We start from the raw sequence: 10,724 nt of genomic DNA, 5'->3' as shown, positions 1-10,724 counted from the left end.
CGGCTGTCCAAGGCCGCGTCGAGCGCAGCGGCAATGCCGGGAAGCCTGCCGCGATCATAGCACTCCACCATCAGCGCTGCGCCGTCGGCATGGGAAGGCCCGCCGCCCGGCACGGCGAAGGGTACCGGCGCGACCGCCCTGTCCTTCTCCAGGACATGGACCGCGATCGCCCTGGTCTCACGCAGCGCGAGGGCGGCGATCTCCTGCCAGCCTCCGGCGGGCGCGGCGAGGCTGTCGAAGGTCGTCGCCATCAGCGCGCCGCCGCTGCCGCCGCCGCGGCTGAGCACGACGCGGTGGCCGACGCGGAAGAAGTCCTGGAAGGAGGGCCGCATGCGCTGCGACCATGGCGTCGGCGTCTCGAGCAGGCGGCGATAGGGCGGGCTCGCTAGAACCGCACTCGACTCCAGCTCATAGAGCGTCAGGAAGGGCGGCAGCGGCCCCTGCCCGCGATGGAAGCGACGGGCGCGCAGCATGCCGGGAATGGCGAGCCGCTCCGGCACGTGCTCGCGCGTGTGCCAGAGGTCGTATTCGTCGAGGCGCTCCGGATCGAAGCCGTTCCAGAGCGAGAGCAGCGCCTGTCCCTTGAGCATGTCATCCTTTCGGCCGAGTGCGCCGGCACCGCCATTGCGAGGAGCGAAAGCGACGAAGCAATCCAGGGGGCTTACTCGACGGCCCCTGGATTGCTTCGCTTACGCTCGCAATGACGGCGCGTCGTCCGCCAGCTCGACCCATTGGCCCGAGCGCGCGCTCGTGGCGATGGCGTCGAGCGTTGCCATGATGTCGATCGATTCCGCCTCGCTGGCGCCGGTCCAGCGGTCCGGGCCGTGCGCCAGCATGTCGGCGAAGGATTCGGCCTCGCGCAGGAAGCCGTTGCCGGCGGGGACCTCCAGCGGCTCGAAGGCGGCATCGAAGGCGATGCCGCGCTTGACCTGCAGCACCGCCGGGCCGCTGCGCGGCGGGTGGTTGAGGAAATTGGTCTCGATCACGCCGCCCGTGCCGGTGATCAGCGCGTGGCGATGATAGCCGGTCTCGAAGGAGCAGGACATCTGGGCCAGCAGGCCGCTGGCGAATTCGAGCGTCGCGACCGTGGTCAGGTCGACGCCATTGCCGGCGAAGCGGGCCGTGGCATGGACCCGCGACGGCCGCGCGCCGGCGACGATCCGGATCAGGCTGGTGGCATAGCTGCCGGCGTCGAGCAGCGCGCCGCCGCCGAGCACCGGGCTCAGCCGGATATTGGCCGGATCGGCCGAGGTGATGCCGAAGGCGGACTGGATCGTGCGGACCTTGCCGATCGCGCCCGCGGCGATGAGTTCGCGCAGCTTCGCCGTCTGGACCTGAGCGAGATAGGGGAAAGCCTCGACGAGCGCGACGCCATGGCGCCGCGCCGCCGAGAACATCGCCTGCGCCTCGGCGGCGTTCAGCGCCAGCGGCTTCTCGCACAGCACCGGCTTGCCGTGCTCGACGGCGCGGATCGCCCACTCGGCATGCAGGCTGTTGGGCAGCGGCACATAGACGGCGTCGATCTCCGGATCGGCGAGCAGCGCCTCATAGGAACCGTGGAAGCGCGGAACGCCGGTCTCGCGCGCGAAGGCCTCCGCCTTGGCGGGATCCCGGCTCGCCACCGCCGCGACCGCAACCCGCGTCGACGGCGCGACGCCGGCGATGAAGTTGCGGGCGATGTTGGCGGCACCGAGGACGCCGAGCCGCAGAGGCCGATCTGTCATGAAGCTGATTCCATTCCGATGAGGCGCCGCGAGCAAAGCGCAGTGGTCGTGGATTGGCCAGTCGCTGCCCTGCGCCAGCCGCTCAGCCCGATTGTCGCTTCAGCCGGAAATCGTAGTGCAGGCTGGACCAGGGCTTCGTCATGGCGCGTCCGTCAGGCGCCTCGCCCGGCTGATTGAGGACGAAATCGCGGATCAGGGAGTCCTTCACGCCGAAGACGACATCGGAATCGAGATATTTGTCGCCGGCGACGAAGACATGGGTGACGAGCGTATCGTGGCCGCCGGCATGGATCATGAAATGGACATGCGCCGGACGATAGGGATGGCGGTCCTGCGCGCCCAGCATGTCGCCGACCGGCCCGTCATGCGGGATCGGATAGGCGGCGGGCTTGATCGTCCAGAAATGGAAGCGGCCGTCGGCGTCGGCGATCAGGCGCGCCCGCATCGAGAGGCCGCCGAGCGCCTCCATCTGCTGGACGTCGTAATAGCCGTCCTCGTCGGAATGCCAGACATCGACCGCGGCGCCGGCCAGCGGCGTGCCGTCGCCGGAGGCGACCGAGCCGGAGACGAAGAGCGGCTCGCCCTTCATGCCGTCGGAGATGTTCGAGCCGAGCGGGAACTCGCTCGGCCCCTGGACGTAGAAGGGCCCGAGCACGGTGGTGTCGGTCGCGCCGGCAGCATCGCGATGGTTGATCGCGTCGACCAGCATCGAGACGCCGAGCGTGTCGGAGAGGAGGATGAACTCCTGGCGCTTGTCGTCGCACATCTGGCCGGTGCGGGTGAGGAAGCCGATCGCCGCCTCCCATTCCGGCATGGTCGGCTCGATCTCCTTCACGAAGGCATGGAGATGGCGGATCAGCGCCTGGCCGATCTGGCGCTGGCGGGCATCCTTCGCCTGCGAAACGCGGTCCAGAACCGCCTGGGTGATCGAGTTCTCGTCGAAATTGCGCATGGCGCCCTCCCAGACAGGCAGTGACGAACTAAAGGTCGGCGCGCGGCGGCTCACCGGCATAGGCACGGCGGATCACCTCGCGCAGGGGCGCGCGCTCGACGACGCGCGGATTCCAGTAGGGATTGGCGATGGCGAGGTCGGCAGCCCGGTCGATGCCGTCGGCCGGCATGCCGACCTGCTTCAGCCCGCGCTTGACCTGCAGGCGCTCGAGCAGGTCGTCGAGTCCGGCAAGGGCATCGTCGCTGCCGAGCGCGGCGGCGATGCGCGCCATCGCCTGCGGCGCCGCCGGGGCGTTGTAGGCGAGCGCATGCGGCAGCACGATGGTGTGGGTCTCGGCATGGGGCAGATCGAAGCTGCCGCCGAGGGTGTGGCAGAGCTTATGGTGCAGCGCCATGCCGACAGCGCCCAGGCACATGCCGCAAAGCCAGGCGCCATAGAGCGCATCCGAACGGGCCGACCGATCCTGCGGCGCCTCGACGATCTGCGGCAAGGCGCGGCCCAGCGCGCGAATGCCCTCCTCCGCCATCAGCGCCACGATCGGGTTGCCGTCGCGGGCATAGAGCGCCTCGGCGGCATGGGCGATGGCGTTGACCCCGGAGACGGCGGAGATCGCCGGCGGCAGGCTCAGCGTCAGCTCGACATCGTAGATCACCGTCCCCGGCAGGATCTTCGCGCTCGACTGCGTCTTCTTCACGCCGTCGGCCGTCTCGCCGAGGATCGGCGTCATCTCCGAGCCGGCATAGGTCGTCGGCAGCACGATCTGCGGCAGGCCGGTGCGCAGCGCGATCGCCTTGCCGAGCCCGGTGGTCGAACCGCCGCCGATGGCGACGAGGCCGTCCGCCTCCAGTTCCCCGGCAATGGCGAGCGCCTTCCGCGTGACGGAGACCGGCGTGTGCATGACGGCACCGGCGAAGACGCCGGCTGCGGCCGGCCCGAGCAGTTCCGCGACCGCCCGGCCCTGCCCCGCCTGCCCCGGCGTCGTGAGCACCAGGAGCCGGCGAAGGCCGAGCTTTTCGGCCTCGGCCGGCAGGCGTTTCAGCGTGCCGCTGCCGAAGACGATGCGGGCCGGCGAAGCCTGATAGACGAACCCGTGCATGGCGGATGCTCCCCGGCAGGGACAAGGTTCAGGCGGCGCGGGGCGCCAGTTCGAGCGGCTTGCCGTCGAGCCAGCCCTGGCCGCGCCGGTAGAGATCGGCGACCAGCGGACCGGTCAGGCCCGGCATGTCGGGCTTGACCTTGAAGCCGAGCCCGGCCTGCAGATAGGCAAGATGCCGGTAGCCGATCGGGAAGCTCTCCAGAAGCGCCCTGTCGAGCTTCGGGAAGGCAGACGGATCGACCGGGTCGAGCCGATCCTTCTCATAGATCGGCTGGCGCAGCACCATGCCCCAGCGGCCGTCGCGCTTCTCCAGGAAATCGTAGAAGCGGCCGGTGCAGAGCACGTCGCAGACGACACCGTCGACGCTGGCGCGCTGGTTGATCGTCATCTTGGTCTGGGCGATGGCGCGCTCGCCCGAAAGGTCGATCGCCGTGCCGCCGAGGAAATGTAGGATGCTGACGCCCTTCTCGAAGCCCTCGCGGCTGACCGCGATGAACTCGTCGGCCGTGCCCTGGAACCAGGTCGCCATCATCCGCCCGTCATCGTGCCAGACGGTGCGGAAGCGCGCCCAGTCGCCGGCATCTCGCCAGACCGCCCAGTTCTCCACGAGATCGCGGATCAGCAGACGTTCCCTCCAATCCTCGCTCATCGCCGGCTCCCCTTGCAAAACAATCCCGTAAGTTCTCATATGAAAACTTGTTCGTAATGTAAAGCTGCCTCGATGCGCGCCCCTCAAGCTACTCCAGAATGGAATATTGAAACCGCCCGGCCGAGCGTTCACTATCGCGCAGCGCTCCCACGGGCCGACCGCCGCATTTGAATAGAACCGGATCTGCAATGCCACCGGCCGAGTTGGGATCAGTGAAATCCGCGATGCGCGTGCTCGACCTGTTCGAGTATCTGCGCCGCTGGAACGCCGCCCAGACCCATACCCAGATCGCGGCCCAGCTCTCGATCCCGAAGAGCAGCCTGACGCAACTGCTCAAGACCCTGGTGAACCGCGGCTATCTCGAATACGACCCGGCCAGCAAAGGCTATTTCCTCGGCCCGGCCGTGGTCTCGCTCGGCCAGCGCAGCGCCGAGACGCGCGATCTCGTCAGCGTCGCCGAAGGCGTGCTGGCCGATGCGGCGCGCGCGACCAGCGAAACCTGCGCCCTCAACGTGCTGAAGGGCGACGTCTCCGAGGTGATGGCGACCGCCAGCGGCACCCACCGGCTGCACTACACGATGCGGATCGGCGACGTCGCGCCGCTCTACGCCACCTCGGGCGGCAAGGCGCTGCTGGCACACCTGCCCGAGGAAATGCGCCGGGACTATCTCGCGCGCGTCACGTTCGAAAAGGTGACGCCGGGCACGATCGACAATGTCGCGGCGCTGGAGACCGAACTTGCAGAGGTGGCTCGGACCGGCATCGCCTTCGTCGTCGAGGAATTCACGCCGGGCATCGCCGGCATGGCGCGCCCGATCCTCAGCCGCTCCGGCTTCCCGCTCGCGGCGGTCAACATCGCCCTGCCGGTGGCGCGCTACGACGCGGCGCTGAAGCGGCGCTGCCTGAACGCGCTCGAGGACGCCGTCGCGATGATCCGCGAACGGGCCCATCTCGGCTGAAGGCGCCTGAGGATCGGTAACCGATCCGCCAAACGCGACCGTCATTCCGGACAAGCTGCGAAGCGGCGCCGTTCCGGAATCCATCGGAGAGCGTCGAACTCTACGATGGATTCCGGCGCTCCGCTTCGCTGCGGCCGGAATGACGGCGTGGCTCCGTCGAGCGGCGCCTCAGACCGGCTTGCCCTCGAGGAAGTCGAGGATCAGCTCGCGCTGCGCCAGGAACATGTTGATGCCGGTCTGGGTCTTGCAGCCGAGGCGGCGGGCGGCCTCGAGCAGCGGCGAGACCTCCGGGACGGTGATGACGTCGCCGACGAACATGTCCCCCGCCAGCCTTTCGACCTCGACCGGCAGCGGGTCGCCCGCACGCATGCCCACCGGGGTCGCGTTGGCGATGACGCCGAAGCCGGCCGGATCGGTCGAGCCCGCCCGCACGCGGCCGGGATGGGCGCTGGAAAGCCGCTCGATCAGCGCGTCGCGCCGGCCGGCATCCATGTCATGCACCGCGAGCTCCGCCACGCCCGAATCGAGGAGTTGCAGGCCGATGGCGCTGCCGGCGCCGCCGGCCCCGATCAGCAAAGCGCGCTTGCCCTCCGGCTCGCCGCCGGCCTGGCCCATGGCGCTGACGAAGCCGAGCCCGTCGAGCATATCGCCGTGCCAGGCGCCGCCGGGGCCGCGGCGGACGACATTGGCCGAGGCCAGCAGCCGGGCCCGGTCGGACAGGGTGGCGCAATGGCGCTGGACGGCGAATTTGTGCGGGATCGTCGCGACGATGCCGTCGACATTCTGCAGCGGCCCGAGCGCCGCGACGAAGCTGTCGACGTCCTCGGGCAGGACATGGATCGGGATCAGCGCCGCGTTGAGACCGCGCTCGGCGAACCCCCTGGTCACGCCGGCCGGCGATTTCACCTGCGCGATCGGGTGACCGATGATCACGAAGATCCGAGTCTCACCGCTCAGCATCTCAAGCATCGCCTTCTCCATCGACCTCGGGGTAAAGGCGGAGCACCCTCGCCTCACTTGATGATTGATCCTGTATATGAACTTGTTCAACTCTGTAAATTATTGAACGGTCGGCGCCGTGCTCTGTCCATCGTTTAGAGCCAGCCGAGCTCCACCGCCATCCCGGGGTCGCCATCGTGCTGTCGCTCGCGCATCTCACCTTCATGCATGCCGGCCCGCTCGAGCTGATCGCGCTCGCCAAGGCCGGCGGTTTCGACGCCGTCGGCATCCGCCTCGTCGATCCGGCCCCGCAGGCCGCGTTCTTCCCGCTCGTCCACGACGCCAAGCTGCGCCGCCAGGTCAAGGCCGAACTCGCCGCCACCGGCATCGCGCTGATGGATGTCGAGGCGATCTGGCTCTGGCCGGAAACGAAGGCGCCGGCCTTGCGGCCGGCGCTGGAGGCCGGGGCGGAGCTCGGCGCCCGCAATGTGCTGATCGCCGGCAACGATCCGGACCGGCAGCGCATGACCGAGCGCCTGATCGAGCTCTGCGGCATGGCGCGCGAATACGAGATGGGCGTCGGCTTCGAATTCATCCCCTACACCGCGCTGAACTCGCTCGCCTATTCGCACGAGATCCTGAAGGCCGCGGCGCAGCCCAATGCCGGCCTGCTGATCGACGCGCTGCACCTCAACCGCTCCGGCGGCTCGCCGGCCGACATCGCGGCGATCGACCCGGCGCTGATCGCCTATGGCCATCTCTGCGACGCGCCGGCGGCCTCGCCCGGGCCGGAGGAAATCCGCAGCGAGGCGCGCTCAGCCAGGCTCTATCCCGGTGATGGCGGCCTGCCCTTGAAGGCGTTCCTGCAAGCCCTGCCGGAAGGCAAGCCGATCGCGATGGAGGCGCCGAGCACGGCCTATGGCGGCGACGACATGGAGAAGGCGCGGCGCGCCGGCGCCGCCTGCCGCAAGCTGCTCGCCGAAGCCAGCCGCGGCTGAGACAGGGGGGACCGCAACAGCGCCGAACGTCTCAGCCACGCGCCGCGAGGCGCGCCTTGCGGGCGGCGGCGAAGCGGGCGGCATGTTCGGCGGCGCTCGCGACCTTTTCCTTCAGCGTCAGCGCCGCCTCGGCTGCGACCGGCGTCTCGATCGCCAGCTGCGGCCCGGCCGGCAGGACATCGAGGATCGCGTCGAGCGCGATGACGCCCTCGCCGGGATGCAGCCTTCCGCCACGCGCCTCGAGCGGCAGCCCCTCCAACGGCGGCACCGTCGCACCGGCATCGCAGAGCTGGATATAGGCGATGCGCGCGGCCGGGACGGCGGCCGCCTGCGCCGGCGTGCCATTGGTGCGGTGGAAATGGAGCACGTCGAAGATCACGCCGGCATTGGCACGCCCGGCCGCCTCGATCAGGGCGAGCGCCGCCGCCATATCGGGCACGTCGCGATAGCGCATGAATTCGAAGCCGACATGCAGGCCGAAGGCGGCCGCCTCGTCGCAGAGCCCGCCGAACAGGTCGATGCGCTGCTGATCCGACAGGAAGCTGTCATTGCCGATCAGCTCGGTGCCGATCGAGGAGATATGGCTCGCGCCGAGCTCGGCGCCGGTCTCGAGCGCCGGGCGATAGCTCGCCGGATCGGCGCCGGGCCGCAGCACGAAGGCCTCGACATCGAAGACCCTGACGCCCGTCGCGGCGCAAGCCGCCTTGATCGCGCGGACGACCTCCGGCCGGCCGACCACCTCATGGCTCAGCGGCCTGGCCATGGCGGTGCGCAGCACCAGGCCGGCGGCGCCGAAGCCGCTCGCCCCGGCAGCCTCGACCAGTGCCACCGGGTCGCCGCCGCCGACGGTCAGGTTGGCGATGGAGAGGTCCTTCAGGTCGAAATCCTTGATCATCGCAGCGCTCGTTCCTGGTCGGGAATGGGTTGGCGGCGGCAGCGCCGCGTTCTCGGTGTTCGCTTGGTCGTTCGCTGCCGGGGGCGCGGACCGGCGGCAATCGCTATGGCGGCCCTTCCGCCGGCGGGCCGGTGCGGTCGCGCCAATGATATTTCAGCGCTTCGACTTCGGCGTAGCCGAGGGCGTAGCTCAGCCCGTAATGGCCGGCACCGCGGACCGCGGCGACGGCGGCGCCTCCGCCGATCAGCCGGGCGATCGCGTCGAAGCCGCGGACCAGCGCCGGGCGGGAATAGCTCTCGACGACGACGACGCCGAGACGCTCGTCGCCCGGCGGGCAGGCTGCCGGAACGCCGCCGGCACGGACCGGCACGCTCCAGTCGACCGCGCCGAGATGGGCGGCGGTGACCGGCGCAAGCCGCGTCAACCGGTCGGCGAGATCGGCCGCACGCCCGGAGGCGCCATCGGCGAGCTCGACCAGGAAGGTCGCGACCGCGCTGCCGGTGCCGGCGCTGGCGCTACCGAGCACGCGGCAGTGATGCGGGATGCGGTCGCGATAATGCTCGCGCACGGCCTTGAAGAGTTCGGTCTCATGGACCTGATGCGCGGCGGCGCCGGGCGCGGTCAGCCGCTCAAGGCTGCCCATGGCGTAGAAGGCGAAGAAGGGCGGCAGCGTGCCTTGCCCCTCACCATGGCGCCGGGCCCAGAGGATGCCGCCTTCGCCGAGATAGGACAGATGCTCGCCGAGATGATCGCGGGCATGCATTAATTGGAATTGTTCTAAAAAAGCTGGTGCGATACCGTTCCACATCGCGAAGAAGCTGCTGCCCGGGCTCAGCATGATGCGCGCTCCCTCTCAAGCGTCTTCTCCAGCGCCGGCTCGGGCTGGGCAGCCGCTGCCGGCCGGATAAGGAAAGACCATATGCGCGAACTCATTTCAATATGAAAACTGGTATGGTATTCCAATTTTGACGAACGAGAATTCCGGCGGTGCCTTCCATTTTCCATCGGGCTCCCCGCATCCCTGCTGAAAGGACCGGAGCCCACCATGCCGCTCACGCCGACAACCGATGCGATGCTCTGCATCTGGCACGACGTCGAAGCCGACCATGTCGAGGAATATCTGCGCTGGCATACTTTCGAGCACCTGCCCGAGCGCCTTGCCCTGCCGGGCTTTTGCCTCGCCCGGCGCTATGAACTGCTGGACGGGCCGGGGCAGCGCTTCTTCTGCGTGCTCGACGTGCGCGCGCTCGCTGATTTCGAGACGCCCGAATACCTGGCCAGGCTCGATGCGCCGACCATATGGACCCGCCGGCTGATGCCGCGCTATGGCCGCGTCCATCGCAGCCTGTGCCGGAAGCTCTGGGAGCTGGGCGAGGGATTGACCGGGCTTACCGCCTGCGTGCGGATCGCAGGCGGCGGCGATCCCGCCATTGCCGAGACGCTCGCCGGGCTCTGCGCGCGCCAGCTTGCCCTCCAATACCTTGCCTTCGCGCAGCTCGGCGGCTTCGACGCGGCAGTCGCGGATCGCGACAGCGAGGAGAAGCGGCTGCGGCGAAGCGAGGACAGCGGCGGCTACGATCTCGTCCTGCTCCTTGGCGGGCTTTCGCGGGAAGCCCTGCGCTCCGCCCTCGACGACGTCGAGACCCTGCTCGAACGGCACCGGCTCAAGTCCGAGACTTCGCTCTATGGGCTCTCCTGCGCCGTCGCGCGCGACGCCTGAAGCCGCTCAACCGTCCGGCAATGCGGTATTGCGGCGAACGCTCATCTGCGGATCGAACTCGGTGATCTCGAGCTGGATGCCGGCCGGGCCGCGCGCGAACAGCCCGCCGGCCTGCGCCTCGGCCGCGGCTAGCAGGTCGCGCGCCAGCTTCTGCCTGACCTCGAGGCTGCGGCCGGGCGCGATCCGGACACTGATCTGGAGGAAGCCGTTCTCGGGCGCACCGTCGAAGACGCGCGAACAGGGGCTGATCCGGGCAAACGTGCGCACGCCGCCGACGGGAAAGACGCCGCTCTCCAGCGCCGTGCGATGGACCGCGTCGACGATGGCGGGGACATCGACGACCTGGTCGGCCCCCTGGCTGAATTCGAGCGTGATATGGGGCATGGCTGGGCTCCGGACTGGAAAAAGAGGAACTGCGGCGGACTTTCAGTAAGTGGCGCGCCCGCCCGAGACGTCGAAGGTGAAGCCGGTGGTGAAGCTGCATTCGCGGCTGGCCGCGAAAGCGGCGGTCGCGGCGATCTCCTCGACCCGAAGGAAGCGGTTCATCGGGATCTTGGCGCGCGCCGCGGCGATGTGCTCCGGTGTCTGCTGCTTGAGCAGATCGGTCTCGGTGATCACCGGCGCGATGCAGTTGGCGAGCACCCCGCTCTCGACCAGTTCGCGGGCCAGCGCCTTGGTGAAGCCGATCACGCCCGCCTTGGCGGCCGAATAGGCCGGCAGCCCCGCTCCGCCCTCCTTGCCGGCGATGGAGGCGATATTGACGATGCGGCCATAGCCGCGCTCGCGCATATG

Annotated in this window: 12 protein-coding genes and 1 pseudogene; 3 read left to right on the top strand and 10 right to left on the bottom strand. The window is 69.1% G+C overall.

Annotation, left to right across the window (positions count from 1 at the left end; genetic code table 11):
- From V6M56_RS12305 to V6M56_RS12285, 5 genes and pseudogenes are all read right to left on the bottom strand, one after another.
- Positions 1–590 (bottom strand): annotated as a pseudogene (locus V6M56_RS12305) (hypothetical protein); the annotation flags it as partial.
- Positions 591–689: 99 nt separating this feature from the next.
- Positions 690–1,724, bottom strand: a complete 1,035-nt coding sequence (locus tag V6M56_RS12300; RefSeq protein WP_332684070.1) for a Gfo/Idh/MocA family protein — start codon at positions 1,722–1,724, stop codon at positions 690–692.
- Between the two features lie 82 nt (positions 1,725–1,806).
- Positions 1,807–2,676, bottom strand: a complete 870-nt coding sequence (locus tag V6M56_RS12295; RefSeq protein WP_332684069.1) for an intradiol ring-cleavage dioxygenase — start codon at positions 2,674–2,676, stop codon at positions 1,807–1,809.
- A 28-nt stretch (positions 2,677–2,704) separates the two neighbouring features.
- Positions 2,705–3,772 (bottom strand): maleylacetate reductase, encoded by a 1,068-nt coding sequence (locus V6M56_RS12290; protein WP_332684066.1) that lies wholly within the window; start codon positions 3,770–3,772, stop codon positions 2,705–2,707.
- A gap of 28 nt (positions 3,773–3,800) precedes the next feature.
- Positions 3,801–4,421: a nuclear transport factor 2 family protein gene (locus V6M56_RS12285; RefSeq protein ID WP_332684064.1), complete on the bottom strand. Its 621-nt coding sequence runs from the start codon at positions 4,419–4,421 to the stop codon at positions 3,801–3,803.
- Between the two features lie 224 nt (positions 4,422–4,645).
- Here V6M56_RS12285 and V6M56_RS12280 point away from each other — a divergent pair, with 224 nt between their 5' ends.
- Positions 4,646–5,380 (top strand): IclR family transcriptional regulator, encoded by a 735-nt coding sequence (locus V6M56_RS12280; RefSeq protein ID WP_332684062.1) that lies wholly within the window; start codon positions 4,646–4,648, stop codon positions 5,378–5,380.
- 168 nt (positions 5,381–5,548) lie between these two features.
- Here V6M56_RS12280 and V6M56_RS12275 read toward each other — a convergent pair whose 3' ends face one another.
- Entirely contained in the window at positions 5,549–6,349 is an 801-nt protein-coding gene (locus V6M56_RS12275; RefSeq protein WP_332684061.1) for a shikimate dehydrogenase family protein, read from the bottom strand.
- A 167-nt stretch (positions 6,350–6,516) separates the two neighbouring features.
- Here V6M56_RS12275 and V6M56_RS12270 point away from each other — a divergent pair, with 167 nt between their 5' ends.
- Positions 6,517–7,317 (top strand): sugar phosphate isomerase/epimerase family protein, encoded by an 801-nt coding sequence (locus V6M56_RS12270; protein ID WP_332684059.1) that lies wholly within the window; start codon positions 6,517–6,519, stop codon positions 7,315–7,317.
- 31 nt (positions 7,318–7,348) lie between these two features.
- Here V6M56_RS12270 and V6M56_RS12265 read toward each other — a convergent pair whose 3' ends face one another.
- Positions 7,349–8,212, bottom strand: coding sequence for a sugar phosphate isomerase/epimerase family protein (locus V6M56_RS12265; RefSeq protein WP_332684057.1), 864 nt, complete (start codon positions 8,210–8,212; stop codon positions 7,349–7,351).
- A gap of 103 nt (positions 8,213–8,315) precedes the next feature.
- Complete coding sequence (locus V6M56_RS12260; RefSeq protein ID WP_332684056.1) at positions 8,316–8,975, bottom strand: hypothetical protein; 660 nt, start codon at positions 8,973–8,975, stop codon at positions 8,316–8,318.
- 282 nt (positions 8,976–9,257) lie between these two features.
- Here V6M56_RS12260 and V6M56_RS12255 point away from each other — a divergent pair, with 282 nt between their 5' ends.
- Entirely contained in the window at positions 9,258–9,932 is a 675-nt protein-coding gene (locus tag V6M56_RS12255; RefSeq protein WP_332684054.1) for a hypothetical protein, read from the top strand.
- A gap of 6 nt (positions 9,933–9,938) precedes the next feature.
- On the opposite strand, the gene V6M56_RS12250 is transcribed toward V6M56_RS12255, so the two are convergent.
- Positions 9,939–10,316, bottom strand: a complete 378-nt coding sequence (locus V6M56_RS12250; protein ID WP_332684053.1) for a 5-carboxymethyl-2-hydroxymuconate Delta-isomerase — start codon at positions 10,314–10,316, stop codon at positions 9,939–9,941.
- 42 nt (positions 10,317–10,358) lie between these two features.
- Positions 10,359–10,724: SDR family NAD(P)-dependent oxidoreductase (locus V6M56_RS12245; protein ID WP_332684051.1), on the bottom strand; the 366-nt coding region annotated here is incomplete at its 5' end.

The organism is Allobosea sp. (assembly GCF_036675845.1).
GTDB lineage: Bacteria > Pseudomonadota > Alphaproteobacteria > Rhizobiales > Beijerinckiaceae > Allobosea.
This window is presented reverse-complemented; position numbering and strand designations above follow the sequence as displayed.

Coding starts and splice junctions, on each gene's coding strand:
- V6M56_RS12285 (WP_332684064.1), bottom strand. CDS start 4,421: ATGAGCGAGGATTGGAGGGAACGTCTGCTGATCCGCGATCTCGTGGAG.
- V6M56_RS12260 (WP_332684056.1), bottom strand. CDS start 8,975: ATGCATGCCCGCGATCATCTCGGCGAGCATCTGTCCTATCTCGGCGAA.
- V6M56_RS12255 (WP_332684054.1), top strand. CDS start 9,258: ATGCCGCTCACGCCGACAACCGATGCGATGCTCTGCATCTGGCACGAC.
- V6M56_RS12300 (WP_332684070.1), bottom strand. CDS start 1,724: ATGACAGATCGGCCTCTGCGGCTCGGCGTCCTCGGTGCCGCCAACATC.
- V6M56_RS12265 (WP_332684057.1), bottom strand. CDS start 8,212: ATGATCAAGGATTTCGACCTGAAGGACCTCTCCATCGCCAACCTGACC.
- V6M56_RS12250 (WP_332684053.1), bottom strand. CDS start 10,316: ATGCCCCATATCACGCTCGAATTCAGCCAGGGGGCCGACCAGGTCGTC.
- V6M56_RS12280 (WP_332684062.1), top strand. CDS start 4,646: ATGCGCGTGCTCGACCTGTTCGAGTATCTGCGCCGCTGGAACGCCGCC.
- V6M56_RS12275 (WP_332684061.1), bottom strand. CDS start 6,349: ATGCTTGAGATGCTGAGCGGTGAGACTCGGATCTTCGTGATCATCGGT.
- V6M56_RS12290 (WP_332684066.1), bottom strand. CDS start 3,772: ATGCACGGGTTCGTCTATCAGGCTTCGCCGGCCCGCATCGTCTTCGGC.
- V6M56_RS12295 (WP_332684069.1), bottom strand. CDS start 2,676: ATGCGCAATTTCGACGAGAACTCGATCACCCAGGCGGTTCTGGACCGC.